Below are 25,353 nucleotides of genomic sequence, written 5' to 3'. Positions count from 1 at the left end.
AGAGGGTGGCTGTGGGACACCGTCATGACCTCGACGGGGATATCATTGTTGTCGACTCATCCGGGGTGACACCATGACTGCTCCCGCCCGCTCGGCCGAAGGCCGTGTCCGCTTCGAAAACGTTCAGCGTGCCGTCCGCCTCTCGGCGCGGCTCAGCGACATTGGCTTCGATGATCTCGATGGCCTGCGGGCCGCGTTCTGCGAGCTCATCGGCAGGCCGGTGGGTGACCGATTCATGATCATTCCGCCCTTCTCAACCGATTGCGGTCTCAACACCACGATTGGCAGTAATGTCTTCATCAACCAGGGCTGCCACTTCATGGACATGGGCGGCATCACCATCGGTGACGACGTGATGATCGGGCCCAAGGTCAATCTCATATCCGCCGGGCACCCTTTGGCCCCATCCGAGCGCCGCAACGGCATCGTCGCCAAGCCCATCGTCATCGGCAACAATGTCTGGATCGGCGCGGCAGCGACTATCCTTGCAGGCGTTACGATTGGCGACAACGCAGTCATTGCGGCAGGCGCCGTGGTCAGCCGCAGCGTCCCCGCCGGCACGTTGGTGGCGGGGGTACCGGCACGCATATTGAAGCACCTCTAGGGAGAGATCGTCGAACGCTGCTCTTCGGCGACCACGGTTCGGCCGCCTGGCCGGTGCGTCTGGCGCAGGCGAGCCACCTCCACAAAGGCGAGAAACCCGAGGGCGGCAACGCCGGTGATGATGGCGAGCGCATAGGTCAGCCCGATCGTGCCGGTGAGCCATGCCAGCACGAAGGGCGCGGCGGCAGCCAGAACCTGGCGGGCGAATGCCATCCAGCCGAGGCGAGCGCCGTAGGAGGCGCTGCCGAACAAGGCCAGGGGCAGGGTGCCCTGCACGATGCTTTTGAGCCCGGAGCTGAAGCCGAGAAGAATGGCGAACACCACGGCGCCTGCCGCGAGCGGCGCCGTCAGCAGGAGAATGAGAATCGCGATCGGCATGATGCCGATGGCGATCAGCGTCGCGGGCATCGGATGTCGCTTCAGCCCGATCAGCATGTTGACCAGGCGCACCAGCACCTGGGCCGGCCCGAACAGGGTCGACACGACCAGGGCCGACGTGCCGAGGCCGAGGGCCGCCAGCATGGGAACCATCTGGTTGAGCACTGCGGACAGCGTGAAGCCCGCCAGCGCAAATCCACCCGTCACCAGCCAGAGGACGCGACGCTGCACAAGGGGCGGCATGACGCTGTCATGGATGACCGCGGGTGGCGCCTCCATCGTCAGCGCAGCCGCGCGCGAGCGGCGATGCTGGCCGGCGATGAGCAGATGGATCGGCAGGCAGATGGCGAGATTGACGGCCGCGAAGCCGATCATGATCGCCCGCCAATCAAGGACGCCGTGCAGCCAGCTCGTCAGGGGCCAGAAGATGGTCGACGCAAAGCCGGCGATCAGGGTCAGGTGGGTGATGCGCAGTCGCGCGCCGGCGCCGGTCGTCTGCACCAGAACGGCGAAAGCCGCATCATAGAGCACAAGGGACCCGGAAGCCTGCATGGCGATCACGGCGGCGGAGAAGACCCAAGGATTGGGGGCCAGGGAAGCCGCCAGCAGCGTCGCGGCCGCCAGCACCGAACCGGCCGCCATGACGGCCCCGCCGCCGTGGCGATCGATGCGCCGCCCGACCACTGGCGCCACGAGGCCTCCGGCCAGCAGGGCGAGGGAAAAGCTGCCGTAAAGCCAGGAGACGGGCCAGCCGAAGGTTCCGGCGACGTCCTCGGCCAGGATGGAAAAGCTGTAATAAAGCGTGCCATAGCCCAGGATTTGCGAGACGCCCAGCAGCCAGACGATGGCCGTGGGTCCCAGCTCGCGGCCGTCTCGCGTCATGCGCAGCACGTGGTTTTGTCGCGGGCGCCCAGCACGCTTGCCAGCGAGGCGTCGAACTCCCTGGGTGACAATGCGCTGGCGTTGGTGGTCACGTTGCGATACCTTTATTTCAATGATCGTTGAGATATTGAAATGCAGATGGAAGAAAAGCAAGCGCTAGATGCGTTTGGTGCATTGTCCCAGGAAACGCGCCTGCAGATGGTCCGTGCCCTGGTCATTGCCGGCCCCGATGGCATGGCGGCTGGTGCGGTGGGCGAGGCGGTGGGGGCGTCCTCTTCGAGTGCGTCATTTCACCTGTCCCACCTGGAGCGCGCCGGACTGGTGCAGTCACGCCGCGCCGCCCGCTCGATTATCTACAGCGCAAATCACGAGAGCCTGTCTGGTCTGGTCGCGTTTTTGATGCGGGACTGCTGCCAGGGGCATCCCGAGGTTTGCGCGCCGGCTGCGGCCACCGACTGCTGTTCGCCCGTTGCGGTTGTCGAGGCCATCGATGGCTGATCTGGCCAGGCGTCTGACCGCCGAAGCCCTGGGGACGGGGCTCCTGGTCGCGACCGTTGTCGGCTCGGGCATCATGGCCCAATCGCTGACGACGGATGTCGCCGTGATGCTGCTGGCCAATACGCTGGCGACAGGCGCCATCCTGGTGGTGCTGATCACCATATTGGGGCCGATTTCCGGTGCGCATTTCAATCCCGCCGTCTCCATGGTCATGGCGCTCCGACGGGAGTTGCGACCGCGAGATGCCCTCGGCTATTTGGCCGCGCAGGTGCTTGGCGGCATTGTGGGCACTGTCCTCGCCCATGCGATGTTTGCGCTGCCGCTATTGCAGGCCTCGACCAGGGTCCGGACCGGCGGGGCACAGTGGTTGTCCGAAGGCGTCGCCGCCTTTGGCCTCGTGGCCGTCATTCTGGCTGGCTTGCACTTTCGGCGGACCGCCGTGCCCTGGCTGGTCGGGCTCTACATTACCGCCGCCTACTGGTTCACGGCGTCGACCTCGTTCGCCAATCCGGCCGTGGCGATCGCGCGGTCTTTGACCGACACATTCTCGGGAATTCGCCCATTGGATCTGCCCGGCTTCATTGCCGCCCAACTCGCCGGAGCATTGGCGGCGCTGGCTCTCATGAGCTGGCTGCTGCGCGCGCCGATACCGGAAACTCTCGAACCGAAAGCTGCACCATGACGATCACGATCTACCACAATCCCGACTGCGGGACGTCGCGCAATACGCTGGCGATGATCCGCCAATCCGGCGAGGAGCCCGAGGTCATTCTCTACCTCGAAACCCCGCCCTCGCGTGACAAGATCAGGGAGCTGGTTGCGGCGGCCGGGCTGACCGTAAGGCAGGCGCTCCGGCAGAAGGACACGCCGTTTGCGTCGCTTGGTCTCGACGATCCGGCTCTCGATGACGAGGCGCTGCTCGACGCGATCGAGGGGCATCCGATCCTCCTTAATCGGCCTATTGTGGTGACGCCAAAGGGCGTGCGGCTGTGCCGTCCGTCCGAGGTTGTGTTGGAGATCCTGCCCAATCCCGATATCGGCCCCTTCACCAAGGAGGATGGCGAGGTGATCGTCGCCTGAAACGCCGAACCCGCCTAGACGCCGGACTGGATCAGGCTGGATACCACGCCGGCCGCGGCTAAAAACACCACGACCATCCAGGGCGGCAGTCGCCAGGTTGTCAGCAGGACGAAGCCGATCAGCGCGAGGGCGAAGTCCAGGGGCAGCAGGACCGCACTCGTCCAGACTGGATTGTAGAAGGCCGCGCCCAGGATGCCCACGACACCCGCATTGGCGCCGCGCATGGCGGCTTGCGCGAGCGGGCGAGCCCGGACCATGTCCCAGAAGGGCAGAATGCCATAGGCCAGCAAGCCGCCGGGCAGGAACACGGCGACCAGGGCAATCGAGGCGCCGAGAATTGTGTTCAAGCCCGGCCCCATTAGCGCGCCCAGATAGGCGGCAAAGGTGAAGAGCGGCCCGGGCATGGCCTGCGTCATGCCGTAACCGGCAAGGAAACTTTCGTTGGTCACCCAACCCGGTGCGACCACTTCGGCTTGCAACAAAGGCAGAAGCACATGGCCGCCGCCGAAGACCAGGGCGCCGGAGCGATAAAAGGCATCGAATACCGCGATCGCCCGGATGCCCGTGAGGTGCGCCAAAACCGGCGTGACAATGAGCAGCGCGGCGAACAGGACAAGCGCAATCGCGCCGGCCCGGCGGGTGACGGGATAATTCAGATGCTTGGTAACCGGCACCACGGCCGAGCGGCACAGCAACAGGCCGGCCAATGCGCCCAGCACTATTGCGGCGACCTGACCGAATGATCCGCTGGCCAGAACGGTGATGATGACTGCCCCAAGGGCGATGCCGATCCGTTCGCGATCGGGCGTCAGGTTCTTGGCCATGCCCCAGATGGCCTGCGCGACGACGGCGACGGCAACCAGTTTGAGGCCGTGGATCAGTCCCTCGCTGAGGGGACCCGTAAAGGCCGCGGCGCCAAGCGCGAAGGCAAACAGGATCAGGGCCGACGGCATGGTGAAGCCAAGCCAGGCGGCCAATCCGCCCAGAAGGCCATTGCCCCGCAGCAGCCCCAATGTGAACCCGACCTTGCTCGACGCTGGTCCCGGCAAGAACTGGCTCAAGGCAATGAGGTCGGCATATCCGGCCTCGTCGATCCACCGGCGACGCACCACCAGCTCGTCGCGGAAATAACCCAGATGTGCGATCGGTCCTCCAAAAGAGGTGAGGCCCAGTCGAAGAAACACGCAGAATATCTCGCGAAGTGATCCCTGTGTGGAGGCTTCGGCGTCCGCGGTCATGTCAATTTTCCTTCGGGGTGCGGCCTGTGATTAGAGGAGCTGGATAACTTCCAGATGACATCGGGCGGCGCCAACAGCGCTCGTTGGCTTGGGACCATTTGATGCCGCCCCTTAGGTGTATTGGGCCGGATCATGTCTCCGGTGTTCGGCCACATTCACAAGCTCGGCAAACCAGTATCATCGTGTTGATCGCGGTGCATATACTGGCGAAGGTGTTTCACCAGATCATAGGGAGACGACGCTGCGGCGCATGCCTTGCCCGCCCGCTGAGCCGTCCTCCCTATCCCGCGATGCCACCGCAGCGCGGCCACATCGCAGCGTCATGGCGACCACCGGCCGATTTTGGCCTTATCGAGGACTGCTCATGCCCGCTCAAGCCTATCTCAATCGTATTGCGACCGCGGTGCCGTCCAACGATGTCCACCAGTTCTTCATCGGTTTTGCCAGCTCGCAGCTGAGCGGCGATCCGCGTCGCCGGGCGATTTTCAACCGCATGGCCGACAAGGGCGGCATCGAGCACCGGTTCTCATGCTTCGAGCCGGCGAGCGACCCGGAGGGTGCCAGCACCGATCTTGCCGGGGTTTTCGCCCGCGGCGGCTTTCCCGGCACGGCCAAGCGCATGGACATGTTTGCCGGAGCCGCTCCCGAACTGGCGCGCCAGGCGGTCGAAAAGGTTCTCGATGGCGAGGATCGTAGCGCCATCACGCACCTGATCGTCACGACCTGCACCGGGTTTTCAGCCCCCGGCATTGATCTCGAAGTCATTGCGCTATGTGGCCTGTCGAGTTCGATCGAACGGACCATCATCGGCTTCATGGGGTGCTATGCGGCCATCAACGCGCTCAAGCAGGCGCGCCACATAATCCGCTCCGAGCCCGAGGCGCGGGTGCTGATCGTCAATATCGAGCTGTGCACGCTGCATCTCAAGGAAACCACGGATCTTGAAAAGCTGCTGTCGTTCTGTCTGTGGGGCGATGGCTGTGCGGCATCGATCGTCAGCGCCGAGCCGGTGGGATTCTGCCTGGACAGCTTTCGCGCCATCGTGGCAGCCGATAGCCGCGAACTGATGACCTGGAGCGTACGGGACGATGGCTTCGACATGGTGCTGTCGGGTCAGGTGCCGACGGCCATTCATGACACGCTGAGCGCGGGCATCGGGACGATCCTGGGCAATAAGAGTGTGGCCGATGTCGATCTGTGGGCGGTGCATCCGGGCGGCAAATCGGTCCTCGACGCGGTCGAGCGGGCGCTTGGCCTGTCGCCCGAAGCGCTGATGCCATCGCGGGCCGTGCTGCGCGAGAACGGCAACATGTCCTCGGCAACGGTGATGTTCGTGCTGGAGCGCATGCTGGCCGATCCCACTGTGGGAGACGTTGGCTGCGCCATGGCATTCGGACCCGGCCTGACCGCTGAGACCATGATGTTCCAGGCGGTTGGGACGCCTCACTAGTGCGCACCTCGCTGTCTTACCGGCTGATCAAGCCGGAGCTGCTCGACACAATGGCCGTCAGCGACCCGCGCGCCATGGCGTCGCGGCGCGATCTGGTACGCGTCAATGCGGTAATGTTCCAGAGCGTCATCATGGCGCGCCTGCTGCGCGCCAATCTTGAGCGCAAGCCGTTGCGCCTGTTGGAGATTGGCGCGGGGGATGGTCGCTTTATGCTCTCGGTGGCCCGTCGCCTGGCGCCACAATGGCCCGATGTCGAACTGATAATGCTGGACCAGGCCGATTTGCTGACACCCAAGGTGCGAGCCGCATTCGCAGCTCTCGGCTGGCGGGTGCAATCGGTGGTCGCCGATGTGTTCGACTGGATCGACAGGCCGGAAATCGAGGTCTTCGATGCCGTGTCGGCCAATCTGTTCCTGCACCATTTCGAGGACCTGGAGCTGGAGAAGTTACTGTCCGTCATGCCGAGGCTGACGTCATGCTTTTTGGCCACCGAGCCGCGCCGGAGCGGCTTGGCCCTGTGGTGTACCGGCTGGTTGCGCGCCATCGGCGCCAATGCGGTGACGCTGCATGATGCAGCGGCCAGCGTGCGGGCCGGTTTTGCCAGCGACGAGCTGTCCCGGCTTTGGCCAGGGGGAGCGGCAACGACGTTTCAGGAATGCCGGGTCGGGCCATTCACCCATGCCTTCGTGGCCCGCGGCACAGGCTGATGGACACACATTTCGATGCTGTGATCATCGGCGCCGGTCCCGCGGGCACGGCGGCAGCCATCGGTTTGGCGCAGCAGGGACGCTCGGTGGCGATCGTGGAGCGCAGCGAGTTTCCGCGCCGCAAGGTGTGTGGTGAGTTCACCTCTGCCACCAATGTCGATCTGCTCGACCGGCTGGGTGTCGGCGCGGAATTTCGCAGGCAGGCGGGGCCCGAAGTCAGGCGCGTCGCGCTGTTTGCCGCGGGTGAGCCGGTGGAAGCGCCTATGCCGCAGGGGCGGGGCACAGCCTTTGGGCGTGCGCTGGGGCGGGACGTATTGGACGGCCTGTTGCTGGACGCGGCGAGTGACGCGGGCGTGACGGTGTTTCAGCCCTGCCGGGCGGTCGACATCGTGCGCGGCCACGCGGCGGCCACCGTGGCAATCGAAACGGCGGGCGCCGTGCGGCAATTGCATGCTCCCGTGGTGATCGCCGCGCATGGCTCCTGGGAGCCGGGAAAGCTGTCGAGCAATTTCGCCAGGATTAACCGGCCGCGTGACTTCCTGGGGTTCAAGGCACATTTCCTCAAGGCGAAGCTGCCAGGCGACCTGATGCCGCTGATCGCGTTTCCGGGCGGCTATGGTGGCATGGTCTGGTCCGACCGTGATCGCCTGTCGCTCTCCTTCTGCATCCGGCGCGATGCGCTGGCCGCGGCCCGCCAGGCGAGCCCCGGCAGCAGCGCGGCGGAAGCCACGTTCATCCACATCCTGAAATTCTGCCCCGGCGTGGATGAGGCCCTGCGTGGTGCTGAACTGGCAGAAGGCTGGCTCGCCGCCGGGCCGATCCGCCCCGGCATTCGCCCGGCCTATGCGGATGATATCTTCCGCGTCGGCAATGTTGCCGGCGAGTCCCATCCCATCATCGCGGAGGGTATTGCCATGGCGTTGCAATCCGGCTGGATCCTGGCGGCGCAGCTTGGAAAATTCGACCACTGGGACAGCAATGCGCGAGCGGCGGCCGGGAGGGCCTATTCGCGGGCGTGGCGCAACCAGTTCGCGACCAGAATTCGGCTGGCGGCAGGCCTTTCGCGCCTCGCAACTTCGAGCCATGGTGCGAGCCTGATGCATCGCTTCATCAGCCAATTCCCCACCAGCCTGGCTCTTGGGGCCCGCCTGAGCGGGAAAACCAAAAGTGTCCCGGAGTTCACGGCATGACCTCCCATAAGCACTAAAGGTTTGAAGCCATGTGGGCGCCATTGCGGAAGGCCAGGGCCATGATCGTCAGTACGGGGTTGAAGCCGCCATTGGTTGGGTGCAGCGATGCGTCGGAGACGAACAGGTTGTCGTGCCCCCAGACCCGGCCCCATTGGTCCGTAACCGAGCCTTCGGGTGCATCGCCCATGCGGCAGGTGCCGGCCTGATGTTGGCCGGCCGATAGTTGCAGCACGGGGGCGCGGCCCCAGACCCGCGTGGCGCCGGATGCCGCCATCCAGTCATGCGCGCGTTCGAACATGAAGCTCGCGGTGCGCACGGTTTCAGGGTGCGTGGTGCCCGATAGTCGTACCACGGGCAGGCCGAAGCGATCGGTAACACGGCCATCGAGCGACACACGTGCATCCGGGCTGGGGATTTCGTGCACCGGGCCTTTGATCGACAATACGCGGCGGTAGCCATCGCGCATGAAATCCTTGGCTGGCCTGCCCCAACGCGGCAGGTCGGCGGGCAACGCCGATTTCCAGAAGATGGCCGGCAGCATGATGAAGTCGTCGGCCAGCATACCGCCGCCGACCACGCCATCATTGCCGTGGTTGAAATCGGTCGTCGCAATGGTGACGCCGGGTCCCTCGTCGTCGTGCACGTCCTGGTCGAACCAGCCATAGACGGAGGGATAGTAATGGCCCTGCAAATGCCGCCCGACCTGACCATGCGCGTTTCCGAGGCCGTCTGGATGCATCGCTGAACGCGACAGCAAGAGCAGGCGAGCGGTCTCGATCGCACCGCCGCTGACGACGACCATGCGGGCCGTGACGCTGCGGCTCTGTCGGGCGCCACCCTCGTCCGCGACCAAGGTCACGCCCGTCACCTTGCCCGAGGCATCGGTATCGATCGCGGTGACCATGGCATTGGGCAGCAATTGGCAATTGCCGGTGGCAAGGGCTCGCGGCAGCATGGTGTTCTGCGTGCCGTTCTTGGCGTTGCTCGGGCATGGGAAGCCCACGCAGGAGCCGCAGCCGATACAGGCGCCGCGGCCAGCGCGGGGGATCGTATTGATGAGCAGGGGTGGGGTGAAACTGTTCATGCCGAGCGCCGCCGCGCCCTGCTGCAAGGCGGCTGCGCTCTTGTGTTGCGGCACGGGCGGCATGGGATAATCGGCGCCTCGGGCACCCTGATGGCGATTGCCGTGGCTGTCGCCTGCCGCGCCGACCTGCTGTTCGGCCTGCTCATAAAAGGGGGCGAGATCGGCATAGCCGATTGGCCAGTCGGTGAGGGACGATCCCTGGGGAGTGCCATAGCGGCTGGCCATGCGAAAATCATCGGGCAAGAAGCGCCAGGCCTGGGCTCCATAGACCACGGTGCCGCTGCCCACCGCCGCAGCATTGTTATGGTAGCCGGGTTCGTGTGGCCGCACGACGCGCTCGGTGCCATCGGGAGCGACCACCACGCGCGGATTGCCGTCGATGTCGGGGCCGGCATTGTGACCGTGCTGGGACAGACGCTGGTTGCGCAGATGATCGCGCCGGCCGTCGGCGGCATAAGACATCTCGCGACCGCGCTCGATCAGGAGGACGCGCTTGCCCGCCTCCGCAACGAGTGCGGCGATGATGGTGCCGGCCGCGCCGGCGCCCACGACGATGCAATCGTAATCAAGGCGCATCGCCGGGCTCCATGTCGGCCTTAGGCATCGGTCCGTTCGGACCCTCGGGCAGGCGATGTTGGTAGCCGATCATGCGCCAGGACAGGGCATCGCGATTGCCGCTATTGGCCGGGTCGGCGTAAAAACCCTCGGCGGTCAGTTCGGCGAGGGCGGCAAACCAGTCTGCCTGCTGGTGCAGGGCTATAAGCGCGTCCTGCTGCTCGGCCGTCAGCTTGGCAAAAACAGCGTTAAAACGGGTGTCGGCAAGGTCATCGAGCTGTGCCAGGCCCGCCCAGACCGAGGCCGCCAATCCTGCCTGACTGGACAATTGGGCCATGACATAGTGGTCAGTTCCCAGGTCCAGCGCGCCGGGGTCCTGGTCGGCCGGGATGATCCTGTCGATCACCGCGAGAAGCGTCGCGGTTGCGGGTTTGGCCGTATCATCCATGACGGGCGACCGACGTGGCAAAGCGAGGGCGCAGCGTCAGCGCCGCATCGATAATACGGAGCGTGCATTTGCTTCCGGCATTACACATGAAAGCCTCCCTGGCCCACAAGCCGACATGCTGCTGGACGTGAATCGTGATTGCCGTTCACGTTCCGCAGTGGTCGCCGGGTGACATAGCGCATCACCGGATGGCCCCGGTCAATGCCGTAGGTGGCATTGTCGATTAGGATGAGCGTGGGCACGAGAACGCCGGGCGCCCAGCTCTCGTCGAGCAGCCAGCCGACCGGCGCCATGTCCCAGAGCGGTCGCGCGGTTTCAGCTTTCCAGGGCGCTGCTGGCGTCGTGCTGTTCTGAATTTGTGCGGATGCGGCGCAGGCCATCGATGAGTTGGCGTTCTTCGGCCAGGGTCACGCCCTTGAGGAACACCTTGAACTGGGTCTCGCCTTCGGCCTGCATCTGTTCGAAGACCGGAATGGCGGCCAGGGTCAGGAAAACGCGGCGGACGCGGCTGTCGGAGGGATCGGGGCGGCGCTCGATCCAGCCGGCGGCGGCGAGCTTTTCCAGGAGGGCGCCCGCCGATGCGCGGCCCATCTGCATCAATGTGGCCAGGGCCGACTGGGTCAGGCCTTCCTGCTTGTAGATGTGCATCAAGGCCCACCACTGCGAGTGGGTCAGGCGGTGCCGCAGCATCAGCTTGTCGAACTGGGTGCTGATATGGCGGGACAGCTCCACGATCAGGTAGAACAGTTCCTCGTGCTCCACATAACCCGGCTTGGACAGCGTTTTCAGCCTGATGGCCTCGGCGCCGGCACTTTCGATTCTGTCCTGCGGCACGGCGCGTCCCTTCTCGTCTCGTCTGACCCGTTCCCGGGCCGTAGTGTAACATACAAAATGCTGGCACTCATTGTATGTCATGATACAAAGCATGCGAGAGCATATCGAGCAGCGGCGCAGCTTAAGCAGATGAACGTCTATCACAAGTGGTCAAAGACCCAGACCAAGCCGTTTCCCGGAGAGTCCGATGCTGAGCTGAGGCAGCGGACGGCCGAGATCGACGCCATTATCGAAGGCTTCCGCTGGGGGCGCTTCACCAGCGCCGAAGCCGAAGCGATGGACAAGCGGTTGCAGAGCCTGCAGCAGCCACCCCAAACCGGCCGACGCCAGGTATCGGGGTCCTACTAGCGGTTGTACGCGCGCGGTCCCAACCCCGATCTCCCATAGGTTGCCGTGGGGATTATGTCTTTGACCAAACCCATAGACTCGGCAGACGTTGGCGCTCTCAATTGGAGCGTCAGGCATGGCTTGGTACACTGTCAGTTACGACCGTTTGTTTGATGCCTTGCGCAGCGCCGTCGAGTTTTGCAAACCCCTGCAATCCATCTGGATTATCGACACGCCACTTCTGCCAAGCCAAGTCATCGCCGTGCTGCTGGACGTTGGCGTCTTGGACGATAATGACGGGATCATTGTTCTGGAAATAACCGGAGTAGGTAACTATCGGCGCGTCATCAACCAAACCGTTGCGGATTGGCTCGACGGGCATCTGACGAAGCAATAACGAGTTTTGCCATGCGGTATGCGCTGCGCCGCAAGCGTTAGACCTTTACGATGCCCGGGATTCTGTCACGTGCCGCGCTTGAAGATGCTGACGCCTTCGATGGTGTTGGTGTAGGCATCGCCGCGCACATATTCGTCGGCGCCGTGGGTGACGGTCTGGTGTGCGGCGAACTCAGTGCCAATCTTGGTGTAGAGGCGGCTTTCGTCGGTGTTCAGGACAGTCTTGCGCAGGACGTTGGAAGCGACGTAGCCGCTACGTTAGAGACGTTGGCGCGGTCTACAATGGAGGCTGCGCACGTTGCCGCCACGCTCCACCAGAGCCACCACGGCGCGCTTGCCGGAAGGACCGCGACGGGTCTTTGCCTTGAAGGGTTCGCCGCTGGTGCGATGGGTCGGCTATTCTTCGGTCTTGCCGAAGCAGGTTTCGTCCGCCTCGACCACAGCGCCAGCGCCGCCCCTTGCTCGCCCTGGCGACAGCGGGCACCTGCTGTTCTCCAGCCAGATGGACGGCGCGTTCGAGGCCATGGATGTCGATACGCTGGATGTGCTGTGGAGCGTCAACCTCGGATCGCCGATCAGCGCGCCGCCGATGACCTATTCGGTCGACACAAGTAAACTGTCATTTTCGGCGCCGGCTGGTCCGGCGCCGAGTGGCGATGGTTATCCCTTGACCCCGGCGGATAGCATGATGGCCTGGGTGACGCGGCGCTGGAACAGCAGGTAGACGACGGCCACGGGCAGGCCGGCCATGACGGCGGAGGCCATCAGGCGGGCATAGACAATGCCATAGGCGTCCTTGACCTGGGTGATGCCGACCGGGACCGTCATGGTGGCTTCACCGGTGGCGGCGAGGAAGGGCCACAGGAACGCATTCCAGGCACCGATGAAGGTGATGATGGCAAGGGCGCTGGTAATGCCCCAGTTCATCGGCAGGTAGATGCGGAACAGGATCTTGAACGGGCCGGCGCTGTCCATCTGCGCGGCCTCCCGGTATTCCTTGGGCACCGAGTCGAAGAACTGCTTGTAGACGATGATCACCACCGGAACGATCAGCTGCGGCAAGATGATGCCGGGCCAGGTGTTGAGCAGCTTGAACTGTGCCATCAGGACGAAATGATTGACGATCAGCGCCTGCATGGGGACCATGAAGCAGGCCAGGATCAGCACGTAGATGACCCGCCGGCCGGGGAAATCGAGCTGGCTCAGCGCATAGGCGCAGCCGGCCGAACTGACGATGACGATGGCGGTGATCAGCGCCGAGGTCACCAGCGAATTGATGTACCAGTAGCCGATCCGCGTATTGTTCCAGATGTGCTGGTAGGCCTCGATATTGAGGCGTTTTGGCCAGAGCGACAGGCCGCTGGCGATGACTTCGCTCTCGGATTTGAACGAGGTGATGACCGCCCAATAGATCGGGAAAAAGGCCGCGAGGGCAAACACGATGGTGATGGCGGAGAGGATCAACCCGCCGACATCGATGGCGCGGTCGCGGCGGACGCGATCTGGGATGGCGCGGCTTTGGGGAATGGCGTCGGCGCTCATTTCTCACCTCGGGCACGGAGCAATTGATATTGGAGGACGGAGAGCACGATGATCATGCCGAAGAGGATCACCGAGGCGGCGGCGGCCTCGCCGCCCTTGTTCTGCTGGAAGGCGGCTTTGTAGATGTATTGCACCAGCACGATGGTGGCGTCCTGCCGCCCGCCGATCGAGAACAGGTAGACCTGGTCGAAAATCTTGAGCTGGGCGATAAGCTGGATGGTCAGCACCAGCGCGGTCACCGGCCAGATCAGCGGCCAGGTGATGCGGCTGAACTGGCGCCAACGGCCGGCATTGTCGAGCGCGGCGGCCTCGTAAATCTCGGGCGAGACATTGCGCAGCCCGGCGATGAACAGCAGCACGTTGAAGCCCAGCGTCCACCAGATGGTGACGACGGCGACGGTGGGCATGAAGAACGGAATGGTGCGCGTCAGTGACAGTCCCTGGCCGCCATTGAAGGGGCGCACAAGATATTGAATCATGCCGTATTGCACGTCGATGATCCAGTTCCAGGTGAGGAACACCACCGAGACGGGCAGGATATAGGGCAGGAAGAAGCAGGCCATCACGAAGCCCTGTTTCCAGCCCTTGAGCCGGTTGACCGCCATGGCGATGGCTAGCGACACCAGCGTATTGGGGATGACCGTCAGCAGGACGAAATAGGCAGTGTTGAGGAACGCGGCGCTGAACAGCTTGTGGGTCAGGATGCGAACATAGTTCTTGAAGCCGACCCAGTCGCCGGGGCCGATCAGGGGCGCATCGGTGAAGCTCATGATCAGCATCTGGATCGTCGGCCAGACGAACAGCGCGCCATAGATGACGACAAACGGGCCGACGAGAACCGCCGCGGCCAGATATTCCTTGCGCCTGTCCCTGAGCATGATGGTCTCTCCACGGTATCGGGGCACCAGTCACCCCCACCCAACCTCCCCCTGAAGGGGGAGGAGCCATTTCGTTGTTTGAACTCGATATTGCCTCACACACCGCCCGGTTCCTCCCCCTGTCAGGGGGAGGATAGGTGGGGGTAAGGCCGCCAGCTCTAGAGCTGCCCGTTCAAGTCGTCGCGCATCTGCGTGGCGGCTTCGGCGGGGTCGATTTCGCCCGAGGTGGCGGGCACGATGTAGTTGGTCCAGGCGTCGCCCAAGGGCGCGGCGGGACCAGCCAGGATCGTGCGCGGATCGAAGACGGCGGTAGCGGCGAAGCCCGCATAGTCGGACTGAGGCTTCAGGGCCTTGAACTCGGCACTGTCACGCACCGCGTTGAAGGCCGGGATATGGCCGGCACCGGCCCAGGAGATGGAGTGCTCGTCCATCCACTTGATGACCTGGAGCACGGCAGCGCGCTTCTCCGGATCGGCTTCCTTGCCGGCATTGGCGGGGATGACGAAGGCGTGCGAGTCAGACCAGGCGGCCGACTTGTCGAACAGCACGGGGAGCTGCACTGCGCCCCAATCGAACAGTTCGCCCTTGGCGTTCAGATCGGTCATGGTGGGGACTTCCCAATTGCCCATGATGAAGAACGCGGCCTTGCCGGAGGTGAAGGTGGCGAGCGCGGCGGGAGATTCGATCTGCTTGGGCGTCCAGCCCTTTTCGACCCAGCGGGCCATGGTGGCAGTCGCGGTGGTCAGCTTGGCCAGATCCTCGTCGGTGGGGAAGAACCCGCCGGCATCGGCGTCAAACATGGTGCCGCCCTGCTGGCCGAAGAAGGAGTAGACGGCGCGGTAGCGGTCGCCGGTCGGCATGGAGAGGCCAACTTGGTCGTCATGGGTGAACTTGGCCAAAGCGGCCTCGAAGTTCTCCATGCCGTCGAGGCCCTTGGGCAGGCCATCGTCGCCAATATAGCCTTCCGCAGCCAGCATGGCCTTGTTGTAATAGAGGATCAGGCCATGCTGATCGAAGGGCACGGCATAGCGCGTGCCATCGACCTTGGCGGCTTCGGCGGCGGCCGGGGTGAACTGGTCATCCGCTAGGCCGACGGCGGCCAATTCTTCATCGGTGATGGGCGACAGGGTGCCGCTATCGACCGCGAGCGGAATGCGCGACAGGTGATAGGTGGCGATATCGGGACCTTCGCCGATGGCCGAGGAGGTCTGCAGCTTGGTGTAGAAGGGGGTACCCCACTCGAGGGTCGTGCCTTCGATGGTGATCTGGCCTTCGTGCTCCTTGTTGAAGCCGTCGATCAGCGCCTTCATGCGCACGCCGTCACCGCCGGCCAAAAAGTCCCACCAGACCACGGTCTGCTGCGCCATGGCGCCGGTGGCGAGCGCGAAGAAGGCCGTCGAGGCCAGGGCGAGGCGTCGTATTGATTTTCTCATGCGTATTCCTCCCATTTGGTTTTGCTCTATGCGGCTTGTCGGTCGGGCGGTGCGTCGCATTGAGCCTGGTAAGCGCACCGCCGGAAACTGGATGCCGACCTCAATCGGCGTGGTAGGCCACTCCCGCCGCATCGAAGAGATGCGTGCCGTCGCCATCGGCGGCGAGCGAGACCGGTGAGCCGGTCTGCAACTGGCTCTTGCCGACGTCCTCGGCGACGACCAGCGAGCCGTCGAGCAGGCGGACATGCAGCAGGGTGCGGTCGCCCAGGCGTTCGATCAATTCGATGGTGCCGGAGAAGCTGCCATTGGGGGCGACCCGCAGGGCGTCGGGGCGGACGCCGAAGGTAAGTTCGCCGCTGGGCAGGCCGGCACTGGCAATATTGGTGACGATCACCGAGCCGCCGGTGGTGACGACGGCGCGGCCGTTTTGCTCGGCCAAGGCGGTGACGGGCATGAAATTCATCGCCGGAGAACCCACAAAGGCTGCGACGAACCGGCTGGCGGGCCGGGAATAGACCTCCATCGGCGTGCCGATCTGCTCGATCTTTCGGTTGTTCATCACCACGATGCGGTCGGCCAGCGTCATGGCCTCGATCTGGTCGTGGGTGACGAAGATCATCGTGGTCTTGAGGCGCTGGTGCAGTTGCGCCAATTCCACCCTGGTGCGGACGCGCAGGCTCGCGTCGAGATTGGATAGTGGCTCATCGAGCAGAAATGCGGCCGGTTCGCGCACGATGGCGCGGCCGATGGCGACGCGCTGGCGCTGGCCGCCCGAAAGCTGGGCTGGACGGCGTTCGAGCAAAGCGGTGATTTCGAGCATGCGGGCGGCTTCATCGACGCGGCGGCCGATCTCGGCCTTGTCGGTGCCCACATTCTGCAGGCCAAAACTCATGTTTTCGCGCACGGTCATGTGCGGATAGAGCGCGTAATTCTGGAACACCATGGCGACGCCGCGCTGGCCGGGCGGAAGCTGATCGACGCGGCGCTCGCCGATGCGGATTTCGCCGTCATTGACCTCCTCGAGACCCGCGATCATGCGCAGCAGGGTGGACTTGCCGCAGCCCGAGGGGCCAAGGAAAACGATGAACTCGCCGGACTTGATGTGCATCGAGACCCGCTCGAGCACGCTCACGGCGCCATAGGACTTGCTGACCTCGGACAGGACGATATCGGCCATCTTGGTTCCTCCTCATGTGGGCCAGCGCAGCTCCGCTGTCTTCCGGCCAATCGGCTCTTGCTTCCCCTCGCCCCTTGCGGGAGAGGGACCGCAATTTCTTCGTTCAGAAGAAATTGCAGGGTGAGGGGTTTGTGCCCTCCCATGCTTGGGTGCCGGAACCTGAGCCCCGATACCCCTCATCCGCCCCTACGGGGCACCTTCTCCCGCAAGGGGAGAAGGGAAGTCGAGACCTCTGCGCGAGGCCTACCGATCCACCTGCAATTCCTTGGCCGTCTGCACCACACCATCGAACAGCGCCGCCGCAACCGGATCTGCACCCGCCGTCTCCCGCGTCAGCCGGAACGTTGTGGCGACGACGCCGCCGCGGCCGACGCGTTTTTCGCCGATGATGGCGGCGGCCTTGTGCACCCAGCCGACGACGATGCCGGCATGCACGTTGGAGCCGAATTCCCAGGGGCGGAAACCGGTCAGCAGGTGATGCGGCACCACATCGGAGAACGAGAGATCGAAGATCGGGCCGCCCGGAATATTGGCGAAGGGACCATCGCGACGCACCCAGGAGAAGCCGGCGATCCAGTCGCCGCGATAGATGGTGCCGTCGCGCTCGACCAGGCTAATGCCGGGCAGGTGCTGCTCGACACTGGCGCGGAATTTTTTGCCATCGGCGACGATGCTGCGGTGGGGCAGTTCGCCATCGGGCATGTCGGTGCGCAGGTTATTGTTGGTCTTGACCGTGCCGTCGGCCAGGATGGCGTAGCGGGCGCCGGCCTTGATGGCTTCCACATCGGCGCCATCGACAGCGTGGACGAGGTGAACATCGGCTTGCTCGGCAGACACGACGCGATAGCCGAGGCCGGTCGCGTAAGCAGCCAGTTTGGCGTCGGCTATAGCGAGGGTGGGCAAGGACGCCGTCTGGCGGCTGGCATAGACCGAGATATCGAGGCTGTTGCGGGCCAGCTCGGCGCCGTTGGCGCTCAGCACGAAATCGAGGTGCAGGATGCGGTTTTCGTTTCCAGCCGGAATGGCCAGATTGAGCGCGGTCTGCGTGGTCGAGACCTTGCCGCTAGCGGCAATGGCCGTCGAACCCGAGAGGTCGCCGCTCCAGCTCAGTTGGGCGCCGGCCGGAATGGTCTGGCCGCCGCTCGCAATGGTGACGTCGACGGGCAGGCTGGTGCCCGCATAGGCCGAATAGCGCAACGGGCGCGGCACGATGACGATGTCATTGTTGATCTGGGCGAAGACGTCGTGGAAGACGCGCGGATTGCGCTCGATATCCAGCAGGCCATTGGCCTCCCAATGCACGTCGGTGAATTCGGTGATCACGTAGCCCATGATCGAGGCATGCTGGCGCATGGTCTCGATTTCGTAGCGCAGGTTCATGAACTGATACCACTGCACCGCGGTGATGAAGCCGTCGAACGAGCCGAAGGTGCGGTGCAGGTCGAGCGCGGCGAAACGCTCCTCGATGCCGTGGGGCAGGGCAACGCCATCGCCCCAGAGCGAGCCGGTCTCGAACCAGTCGGGCTCGCTGCCATCGGGACGGCGCAACTTAGCTGGATCAGGAAGGCCCCAAACGCCGAACTCCGAGACAATGAGTGGCTCATCGCCCCGGCGCTCGGCGTCTCCCAGGGAGGAGAAGGTCCAATCGGCGCCGGCGGCGAACTGGGCGGTGATATCGTCCCACTCCTGCCGCCGCTCGGGCACCGAGCGGTAATAGTGGTAGTCGTTGAGGTCGGTCTTGACGTGGAAATTGGGAAAGCAGGCCGAGTTGTCCACCACCAGACGGGTCGGGTCCTTGGCCTTCAGCCAATCATAGGTGTCCTTGACCCAACCCCGATGCTCGGCATTTTCGAGCATGCGGGTGCCCCAGTCCTCGTTGATGATCGTCCAGGCGATGATCGAGGGATGGTTGCGGTCGCGTTTCAGGATGCCCGTCATGGTGTCGCGCATGCGCTGGGCGGACTTGGTGGTGAAGTTGGCGACGTTCGGGATTTCGGTCCAGACGAGGAGCCCGAAGCGATCGGCGACTTCGTAATAGCGCGGGTCCGGCACCTTGATGTGGCAGCGCAGCAGGTTCAGGCCGAGATGCTTGGCTTTTCGCGCCTGGTCCTCGAGAAATTCCAACGACGGAGGCGTGTAGATGCCATCGGGATAGTAGTCCTGGTCGAGCGCGCCGCGCATGTAGATCGGCTCGCCATTGAGCAGCAGTTGGCCACCTTTGGCTTCGATGGTGCGGAAGCCGAAAGTGTGGGTGGCGCGGTCGGTGCCGTCATCGAGATCGACGATCAGCGAATAGAGATTGGGAGCCTCGGGGGACCAGAGCTTGGCATTGGCGACGGGGAGCGAGGCCGAGACGCTCGCGGCGGCGGTCACATCGCCGATGGCGACCGTGGCGCCATCGGCGTCGAGCACGGTGAGTTGGACCGGGAGGCCAGCGGCAGCATCGGTGAAGGCGAGATCAAGATTGACCGTGCCGTCCATGCCGGCGGTGATGATGACATCCTGGGTGCGACGGCTGTCGCGGGCTTCCAGCGTTACCGACTGCCAGAGGCCGCCGATGCGGCCATACCAGCTGATCTTACCATGGGGCACTTCGCCGAACGGGAAATCCGGATAGGCGCGCTGATCGGCCGTGGGCATGGTGACCCGCACTTCGATCTGGTTGCTGGCCTTGAGCAGGCGCGTCGGCAGCACGAATTCGAACGGCAGATAGGCGCCCTCATGGGTGCCGATGGTTTCGCCATTGAGCAGGACTTCGCAGAAATAGCTGACGGCGCCGAACTTGAGCGCCAGCTCCTGTTGGCCCCAGCCTTCGGGCACGCTGAAGCTACGCTGGTAGACAGCATGGCCGCTGGTATCGACGAGATCGGAGAATTCGGCCTGCCAGGGACCGGGCACATGCGCATCGCGCCAGGGGCCGTCCTCGTGGCGGAAGCGCCAGACGCCATCCAGCGACAGGCTGCGGCGCGAAGCCGAATTTGCATCCTCGGCTCTGGCCAGGCTCGTACCGTTCATTCTCCACCCTCAGCAATATTAGTTATATTATTATCAGCATATGGCGACCGCACCGGTCTGGCAAGGGGGTCAATTCGCGACGCAATCCGTTAGCCATTCGCTAGCGCATTCGGCTAAGTGGGACTCAAGAGTGAACGCAAATGAGGGCCCGTGCCGATGGAAAAGCGCGCGACCATGCTCGAAGTGGGCGAACTGGCGGGTGTGTCGCAGGCGACGGTGTCGCTGGTGCTCAACGGCGTGCCCAATGCGCGGATATCCAAGGCGACGCGGCGGCGCGTTCTGGATGCAGCCGAGACGTTGGGCTATCGCCGCGGCAAGGCCCATCCGGTGCCCGAGGGCCGCAAGCGGGTGATCGGGCTGTTTATCGACGAAGTGTCGACCACACCATTTTCGGCGCAGTTCATCGAGGGCGCGCGGGACGAGGCGGCGTTGCAGGATGTGAGCGTGGCGACGTTCTGCACCCGAAGCGATCCGGCGCTCGAACAGGCCGCCATCGACCTGCTGGTCTCGCAAAAGACCATCGGGGTGATCTACACGTCATTGATCACGCGCCAGTTGGTGGTGCCCGAGATGTTCTCGGCCCTGCCGCTGGTGCTGCTCAATTGCTATGAGCGCAAATTGCGCTATCCAACCGTCGTGCCGGGCGACATTGTGGGTGGCTATGTGGCGACCGAGGCACTACTCAAGGCGGGGCATCGCCGCATCGCCCACCTAGCGGGTGAAAGCTTTATCGAAGCGTCGGTTGATCGTGAGCATGGCTTCCGCCAGGCCATGACCGATTGGCAGGTGCTGGTGGATGAAACCCTTGTGTCGCTGGGCGGCTGGACCTTGCGGCATGGGCGCGAGCGGGCGCTGGCGCTGCTGTCGCGACCCGATCGGCCAACGGCGGTGTTCTGCTTCAACGACCGCATGGCGATCGGTTGCTATCAGGCGGCGCAGTCACTGGGCCTGCGCATTCCGCAGGACGTTTCCATCATGGGCTTTGACGACGAGGATCTGTCGGGGTTCCTCGATCCGGGCCTGTCCACCATGGTGCTGCCGCATGACGAAATGGCGCGGTGGGCCGTCGGACAATTGCTCGATGGCTATGACAGCGCCGACCAGGACGAGCGGCTGCAAAAGATCAAGATCGAGTGCGAGTTTGTTGAGCGTGGATCCGTCGCTCGACCCAATAGCTAGGCTTTGCGCGGCGCTGCGACCGAATCACGCTCGACCAGTGGGCATTCGAGCTTGGTGATGGGAAAGCGCTGCGTGGCGGGGGTGGTTTCGCCGAATTGTTCGATGATCCACTGGCCCATGCCGCGATGCGGCAGTATCGAGGTGGTCAGGCGCGGATGCAGGTGGCGCGAGATTTCCTCGTCGTCATAGCCGATCACCGACATGTCGCGCGGGATATCGAGCCCGGCCTCCTTGAGCGCCTCGTAGCAGCCGATGGCGGTGCGGTCGTTCTGGCAGAAGATGGCCGTGGGCGGTTCGGGCAGAGCCAGCAATTTGCGCGTGGCCTCGTAGCCGGCGCTGGCCGACCAATTGCCTTCGACCACCAAAGCGGGATCGAACGGAATGTCGGCGGTGGCGAGCGCGCGGCGGTAGCCCTTGAGGCGATCCTGGGCCGCTTCCATCCAGATTTCGCCCGTAATGGTGGCGATACGCCGGTGGCCGTGATCGACAAGATGGCGGGTGCTGCGCTGGCCGCCGGCGATCTCGCTGGGCACGACCGCGGGGTGCGATTGCTTCTCGGTATAGCAATTCAGCAGAAAGACCGGCACATCGAGCGCCAGGATCTCTGGGGGAAGTTCGACCTCGCGGGTGAAAATGGTCATGTAGACCAGGCACGAAATCCCCTGGTCGACGAAGGCGCGGACCACTTCCGCCTGGGTCTCGGGATCGTTTGAGGTTTGGGCGACCATGACGATCATGCCGTTCGAACGCGCCGCCGTGTGGGCGCCATCGATCGCCACCGCCGCCTCGGGGCTGGTGGCCAATTGATCCACCACGAATCCGACGCGGGGAACCGCCGTCTCGCGCTTGAGCGAGGCGCCGCTCAGGGGCGCAATATAACCAAGACGCCGCGCCGAATCGAAAACGCGCTGCCGCGTCTCCGCCGACAGCTTGATGCCCGGCGCGCTGTTCAGCACGAACGACACCGTCGCCTGCGAGCATCCAGCCTCGCGCGCCACGTCCGTCATGGTGATACGCCGAGCCCGCTCCGCCCGAATGCCGCGGGCGGACCCCGCGGCAGCTACAGTGGTTTCGGTATGCCGCGGCATGCAGGGCCCAATGCGGGTTGGAAGGCAGGTCAGCTAATAGGTATCAAAAACTAATTCATATTAGCAAGCCATGTTCACCTATGATTTGGCTGGAATGGTTCTGCCGGTCAGCGCGGTATCGACGGCCACTTCCACCGACATGCCGGGCAGCAGGCTGGTGCTCAGGGGCTGGTCGGCGTCGATCTCGATGCGGACCGGGATGCGCTGGGCGATCTTGGTGTAGTTGCCGGTGGCGTTATCGGGCTTGAGGACGCTGAACTCGGAGCCGGCGGCGGGGGAGATTTCCGAGATATGTCCGGCGAGGCGGGCGTGATTGAGCGCATCGACGGTGAAGCTGACTTCCTGCCCGACGGCGATGCCGAACATCTGGGTTTCCTTGAAATTGGCGATCACCCAGGTATTGGGCGGGGTCACCGAGGTGAGCTGGCTGCCTACCGACACATATTGGCCGACCCGCGCGGTGACTTCGCCGAGGGTGCCATCGACCGGCGCGACGATCTTGGTATTGCTCAGGTTGATGCGGGCGAGTTCCACGGTCGCCTGGGCGCCCTTGACCGCGCCTTGGAGCGCGGGCAGGCCAGCATCCACCAGCGCTAGGTTTTGCTGCGCAATACTCAGGGAAGCTTGCGCTTGGGCGACGGTGGACTGGGCCTGCACCAGCGCCTGGCGAACCACGTCGGCAGCGGATTGCGGTGAGATGCCCGATGCTAGCAGGGAATCACTGCGATTGGAGGCCGATTGGGCATTGGCGAGAGCCGCCTCGGCCGCCACCAATTGGGCATTAGCGAGATCGACGCTGGCCTGCTTGGAGGCGTGGTTCTGCTCGAAATTGGCCAGCACGTTTTCCTGCTGCTGCAGCGTCGCTTCGGCTTGGGCGATCTGCTGCAGGTAGATGCGATCATCGAGCTGCACCAGCACATCGCCCTTGGCAACGTGCTGGTAGTCGCTCACCGGCACCGCAACCACATAGCCGGGGAGCTGGGGCGCGATGAGCGTGACCTTGCCCTTGATGAAGGCATTGTTGGTGGTCTGCACCGTGGAGGTGAAGGGCGGCAATTGCCAGGCATAGAGCACGGCCCCGATGCCCAGGATGGCGGCGAGCAGGACAGGAATTGTTGCCTTGGAGAGGACGAGTTCTTTGATACGCATACGAATTCTTTCGGGGGACGTTAGGCCGCTGCGGCGGCGACGGGCGCGGCGGGCTGGTTGAGCGCCGTCAGCAGCATTTGGAACAACAGGGCCACGATGGTGAGCAGGGTGGCGAAGAAGATGACGAGGAACAGATCGTTATAGGCCAGGATATTGGCCTGCTGGGTCGCCGACTGGCCGAGCAGCGCCAGCCCTCTGGCGTCGCGCTGGGCCGGATCGGTCAGGACGCGCGCATAGACGCCGCCATAGAGCTGGATGCGCTGCGCCACCACCGGATCGAGCATGGTGATGCCCTGGCTGATGACATTGGAATGGAACTGCTCGCGGATCGCCACGAAGGTGGTGAATACCGCGCTGCCCAGAATGCCCCCAAAGGTCTGTGTGGCGATAAAGACCGTGAGAAACGACAGGATGAATTGCGGTCCACGGGCCAATGCCTTCGTGAAGCCGTTCAGCAGCGCCGGCGGCAGGAAGAGCCCGCTGGCAATGCCAATCAGGCCTTGGCTGAGATAGAACTGCTCGGGGCGGCTGAGGGCCGTGCTTTGCGCATCGAGCCAGCAGGCGATGGCGATCAGGATCAGGGCCACCAGGTGGATTGCGGGGGTGCGGGCGGGCTTGATCACCATGCTGAGCACGGCTGTCGCGGCGAAGGTGGCGACGCCGATGACACCGAAAATTGGGATCAGTTGATCGTTCTGCATATTGAGCACGGTGAACAGCCCGAACACGCCCACCGACTGCTCCGAGAGCAGGAGGCGAAACACCACAAGCGCGCCCGCAAAGGTCAGCATGTCGCGACTCGATAGCCAGCGCAGGTCCATGATGGGGTTCTTGCGGTGCAGTTCCACCAGTACCAGCAGCGCCAGGCTGCCGATGCCGAGCGCGAGCAGGACGCCGAGCCACGGCGCCTCGAACCACCAGTAGGCGCGCCCCATCGACAGCACGATGGCGAAACACGCAAAGGCCGCGGTCAGGAGCGGAAAGCTGATGATGTCGTCGCGGTCGAAGACTTTCATGCGCGGCGGATGCGTCAGCGGCAGGGTGAAGACCACGCCCAGGCTGAGCAGCGCCAGGCCGACTTCCACCAGATACAGCCCCTGCCAATCGCCCAATTGCAGCAGGTCGGGCGAGATTACACGAGCCAAAGGCAGGGCCATGCTGCTGCCCAGCATGCCGAAGCAGATACCGACGCTCATCTTTTTTGCCGGGGGCAGCCATTCCAGCATGTAGAAAAAGGCCAGCGTGCTTAGCGGCGCCGCAGCCACGCCCATGATGGCGCGGACGAGGATTGCCGATTGCAGGTCGTGACTGAACAGATGGGCGATTACCACCACCACATAGACCAGGATGCCGATTTCGGCGAAGCGGCGCAGGCCGAACTGACTGCGCACCTTGAACATGAAAATGGTGCCGGCCATGTTGGTGGCGAAATAGGCGGCCGGCAGCCAGCCCATTTCCTGCTGGGTGGCGCCAAACGAGGCCTGCAGGCCGGGCAGATTGGCGGTGATCAGGTTGAGGCCAAGCCCCTGGGTGATGCCGAGCAGGACCGAGCTCAGGGCATAGATCGCCGACCAGAACACCGGTTTTGGCACGAAGGGAGGCGGCGCGGGCGGGGCCGCGGGTACGGGTTCGGGCTTTGCGGCCTCGGCAAGGGCCGGAATGCTGGTGTCGCTCATGATAGCTGCTTGGGCGCCGCGGCGGTGGACAGATCGGCGGACTTCAGGGCCTCGATCCGGGTGATGAGGGAGGCGAGGACGCGGTCGGTCGCGGCGATATCGGCGGGGTCGAGGCCATCGAGCAAGACCAGCTCAATCCGATCGCTGGCGAGGCCGGCCTGTCGTGCCAAAGGCTCGCCGGTCGCGGTCAGTTCGACCATCTTGGCGCGCCGATCATTGGGCATTGGCAGCCGGCGGATGTGGCCCAGGGCTTCGAGGCCATCGAGGATGCGCACGGCGGTGGGGGGTTCGACGCGCAGGCGATCGGCTATGCTGGCCTGGGTCATACCGCCCGGCGAACGGGCCAGCAGCAGGAGTACACGCACCCGCGCCGAGGTCAGCCCAAGGCCCTTGAGCTGAGCGTCGAATTCGGTCCCCAGCTCGCGGGCGGCGATAAACAGGTTTTTCAGCACTGGGATTTCCGATTGGTTAGCGCAGAAATAGATAGTGCGCTACTAATCATGATCCAATACGCATGGTCATGCCGGCTGTCGATGCGAAAATCCG

The 25,353-nt window shown here is 64.0% G+C and carries 25 protein-coding genes and 1 pseudogene; 11 read left to right on the top strand and 15 right to left on the bottom strand.

Annotation, left to right across the window (positions count from 1 at the left end; all coding sequences use genetic code 11):
• Positions 1-73: 73 nt before the first annotated feature.
• Positions 74-604: a sugar O-acetyltransferase gene (locus JWR51_RS12660; protein ID WP_299747916.1), complete on the top strand. Its 531-nt coding sequence runs from the start codon at positions 74-76 to the stop codon at positions 602-604.
• Here the strand turns inward: JWR51_RS12660 and arsK are convergent.
• Complete coding sequence (gene arsK / locus JWR51_RS12655) at positions 601-1,863, bottom strand: arsenite efflux MFS transporter ArsK (RefSeq protein ID WP_299747915.1); 1,263 nt, start codon at positions 1,861-1,863, stop codon at positions 601-603. The genes JWR51_RS12660 and arsK overlap by 4 nt on opposite strands.
• Positions 1,864-2,001: 138 nt before the next feature.
• On the opposite strand from arsK, the gene JWR51_RS12650 reads away from it, so the two are divergent.
• Genes JWR51_RS12650 through arsC form a run of 3 tightly spaced genes read left to right on the top strand, consistent with a single transcriptional unit; the run spans position 2,002 to position 3,441 of the window.
• On the top strand, positions 2,002-2,361 hold the full coding sequence (locus JWR51_RS12650) for a metalloregulator ArsR/SmtB family transcription factor (RefSeq protein WP_299747951.1): 360 nt from the start codon (positions 2,002-2,004) through the stop codon (positions 2,359-2,361).
• Positions 2,354-3,043 (top strand): MIP/aquaporin family protein, encoded by a 690-nt coding sequence (locus JWR51_RS12645; RefSeq protein WP_299747914.1) that lies wholly within the window; start codon positions 2,354-2,356, stop codon positions 3,041-3,043. Before JWR51_RS12650 ends, JWR51_RS12645 begins: the two co-directional genes overlap by 8 nt.
• On the top strand, positions 3,040-3,441 hold the full coding sequence (gene arsC / locus JWR51_RS12640; protein ID WP_299747912.1) for an arsenate reductase (glutaredoxin): 402 nt from the start codon (positions 3,040-3,042) through the stop codon (positions 3,439-3,441). The genes JWR51_RS12645 and arsC overlap by 4 nt, the downstream gene beginning before the upstream one ends.
• 14 nt (positions 3,442-3,455) lie before the next feature.
• Here arsC and chrA read toward each other — a convergent pair whose 3' ends face one another.
• Positions 3,456-4,679 (bottom strand): chromate efflux transporter, encoded by a 1,224-nt coding sequence (gene chrA / locus JWR51_RS12635; protein WP_299747909.1) that lies wholly within the window; start codon positions 4,677-4,679, stop codon positions 3,456-3,458.
• A 364-nt stretch (positions 4,680-5,043) separates the two neighbouring features.
• Here chrA and JWR51_RS12630 point away from each other — a divergent pair, with 364 nt between their 5' ends.
• From JWR51_RS12630 to JWR51_RS12620, 3 genes are read left to right on the top strand one after another with little or no spacing between them, the layout of a single operon-like run.
• On the top strand, positions 5,044-6,129 hold the full coding sequence (locus JWR51_RS12630; RefSeq protein ID WP_299747907.1) for a type III polyketide synthase: 1,086 nt from the start codon (positions 5,044-5,046) through the stop codon (positions 6,127-6,129).
• Positions 6,129-6,836: a class I SAM-dependent methyltransferase gene (locus tag JWR51_RS12625; RefSeq protein ID WP_299747905.1), complete on the top strand. Its 708-nt coding sequence runs from the start codon at positions 6,129-6,131 to the stop codon at positions 6,834-6,836. Before JWR51_RS12630 ends, JWR51_RS12625 begins: the two co-directional genes overlap by 1 nt.
• Positions 6,836-8,026, top strand: coding sequence for an FAD-dependent monooxygenase (locus JWR51_RS12620; protein WP_299747903.1), 1,191 nt, complete (start codon positions 6,836-6,838; stop codon positions 8,024-8,026). The genes JWR51_RS12625 and JWR51_RS12620 overlap by 1 nt, the downstream gene beginning before the upstream one ends.
• A 13-nt stretch (positions 8,027-8,039) precedes the next feature.
• Here the strand turns inward: JWR51_RS12620 and JWR51_RS12615 are convergent, their stop codons facing one another.
• The 3 genes from JWR51_RS12615 to JWR51_RS12605 form a co-directional block, all read right to left on the bottom strand.
• The gene (locus JWR51_RS12615; protein WP_299747901.1) at positions 8,040-9,686 is read right to left on the bottom strand and encodes a GMC family oxidoreductase; all 1,647 of its coding nucleotides are present in this window, start codon (positions 9,684-9,686) and stop codon (positions 8,040-8,042) included.
• Positions 9,676-10,113, bottom strand: a complete 438-nt coding sequence (locus tag JWR51_RS12610; protein WP_299747898.1) for a gluconate 2-dehydrogenase subunit 3 family protein — start codon at positions 10,111-10,113, stop codon at positions 9,676-9,678. The genes JWR51_RS12615 and JWR51_RS12610 overlap by 11 nt, the downstream gene beginning before the upstream one ends.
• Before the next feature lie 315 nt (positions 10,114-10,428).
• The gene (locus JWR51_RS12605; RefSeq protein ID WP_299747896.1) at positions 10,429-10,947 is read right to left on the bottom strand and encodes a MarR family transcriptional regulator; all 519 of its coding nucleotides are present in this window, start codon (positions 10,945-10,947) and stop codon (positions 10,429-10,431) included.
• Between the two features lie 129 nt (positions 10,948-11,076).
• Here JWR51_RS12605 and JWR51_RS12600 point away from each other — a divergent pair, with 129 nt between their 5' ends.
• Both JWR51_RS12600 and JWR51_RS12595 read left to right on the top strand, forming a co-directional pair.
• A complete protein-coding gene (locus JWR51_RS12600; RefSeq protein WP_299747895.1) occupies positions 11,077-11,295 on the top strand; it encodes a hypothetical protein in 219 nt (72 codons plus the stop codon).
• A gap of 115 nt (positions 11,296-11,410) precedes the next feature.
• The gene (locus JWR51_RS12595; RefSeq protein WP_299747893.1) at positions 11,411-11,671 is read left to right on the top strand and encodes a hypothetical protein; all 261 of its coding nucleotides are present in this window, start codon (positions 11,411-11,413) and stop codon (positions 11,669-11,671) included.
• A gap of 65 nt (positions 11,672-11,736) precedes the next feature.
• On the opposite strand, the pseudogene JWR51_RS24040 reads toward JWR51_RS12595, so the two are convergent.
• A pseudogene (locus tag JWR51_RS24040) lies at positions 11,737-11,904 on the bottom strand (transposase); the annotation flags it as partial.
• A 130-nt stretch (positions 11,905-12,034) separates the two neighbouring features.
• Here JWR51_RS24040 and JWR51_RS12590 point away from each other — a divergent pair.
• Positions 12,035-12,394 (top strand): hypothetical protein, encoded by a 360-nt coding sequence (locus tag JWR51_RS12590; protein ID WP_299747891.1) that lies wholly within the window; start codon positions 12,035-12,037, stop codon positions 12,392-12,394.
• Here JWR51_RS12590 and JWR51_RS12585 read toward each other — a convergent pair.
• The 5 genes from JWR51_RS12585 to JWR51_RS12565 all read right to left on the bottom strand — a co-directional run bounded on the left by JWR51_RS12585 (position 12,331) and on the right by JWR51_RS12565 (position 19,715).
• A complete protein-coding gene (locus JWR51_RS12585) occupies positions 12,331-13,212 on the bottom strand; it encodes a carbohydrate ABC transporter permease (protein WP_299747889.1) in 882 nt (293 codons plus the stop codon). The genes JWR51_RS12590 and JWR51_RS12585 overlap by 64 nt on opposite strands.
• Complete coding sequence (locus JWR51_RS12580; protein WP_299747887.1) at positions 13,209-14,090, bottom strand: sugar ABC transporter permease; 882 nt, start codon at positions 14,088-14,090, stop codon at positions 13,209-13,211. Before JWR51_RS12580 ends, JWR51_RS12585 begins: the two co-directional genes overlap by 4 nt.
• 158 nt (positions 14,091-14,248) lie before the next feature.
• Complete coding sequence (locus JWR51_RS12575; RefSeq protein WP_299747885.1) at positions 14,249-15,523, bottom strand: ABC transporter substrate-binding protein; 1,275 nt, start codon at positions 15,521-15,523, stop codon at positions 14,249-14,251.
• A gap of 100 nt (positions 15,524-15,623) precedes the next feature.
• Complete coding sequence (gene ugpC, locus JWR51_RS12570) at positions 15,624-16,700, bottom strand: sn-glycerol-3-phosphate ABC transporter ATP-binding protein UgpC (RefSeq protein WP_299747883.1); 1,077 nt, start codon at positions 16,698-16,700, stop codon at positions 15,624-15,626.
• A 243-nt stretch (positions 16,701-16,943) separates the two neighbouring features.
• On the bottom strand, positions 16,944-19,715 hold the full coding sequence (locus JWR51_RS12565) for a glycoside hydrolase family 2 TIM barrel-domain containing protein (RefSeq protein ID WP_299747881.1): 2,772 nt from the start codon (positions 19,713-19,715) through the stop codon (positions 16,944-16,946).
• Between the two features lie 156 nt (positions 19,716-19,871).
• Between JWR51_RS12565 and JWR51_RS12560 the strand changes: the two genes are divergently transcribed.
• Positions 19,872-20,894 (top strand): LacI family DNA-binding transcriptional regulator, encoded by a 1,023-nt coding sequence (locus JWR51_RS12560; protein ID WP_299747879.1) that lies wholly within the window; start codon positions 19,872-19,874, stop codon positions 20,892-20,894.
• Here the strand turns inward: JWR51_RS12560 and JWR51_RS12555 are convergent.
• From JWR51_RS12555 to JWR51_RS12540, 4 genes are all read right to left on the bottom strand, one after another.
• Positions 20,891-21,982 (bottom strand): LacI family DNA-binding transcriptional regulator, encoded by a 1,092-nt coding sequence (locus JWR51_RS12555; RefSeq protein WP_299747877.1) that lies wholly within the window; start codon positions 21,980-21,982, stop codon positions 20,891-20,893. The genes JWR51_RS12560 and JWR51_RS12555 overlap by 4 nt on opposite strands.
• A gap of 78 nt (positions 21,983-22,060) precedes the next feature.
• Positions 22,061-23,131 (bottom strand): HlyD family secretion protein, encoded by a 1,071-nt coding sequence (locus tag JWR51_RS12550; RefSeq protein ID WP_299747875.1) that lies wholly within the window; start codon positions 23,129-23,131, stop codon positions 22,061-22,063.
• Between the two features lie 20 nt (positions 23,132-23,151).
• Positions 23,152-24,807 (bottom strand): MFS transporter, encoded by a 1,656-nt coding sequence (locus JWR51_RS12545; protein ID WP_299747873.1) that lies wholly within the window; start codon positions 24,805-24,807, stop codon positions 23,152-23,154.
• On the bottom strand, positions 24,804-25,259 hold the full coding sequence (locus tag JWR51_RS12540; protein ID WP_299747871.1) for a MarR family transcriptional regulator: 456 nt from the start codon (positions 25,257-25,259) through the stop codon (positions 24,804-24,806). The genes JWR51_RS12545 and JWR51_RS12540 overlap by 4 nt, the downstream gene beginning before the upstream one ends.
• Positions 25,260-25,353 lie beyond the last annotated feature (94 nt).

The organism is Devosia sp., assembly GCF_028290625.1.
GTDB lineage: Bacteria > Pseudomonadota > Alphaproteobacteria > Rhizobiales > Devosiaceae > Devosia.
Note: the sequence above shows the minus strand (reverse complement) of the source record. Positions and strands in the feature narration are given on the sequence as shown.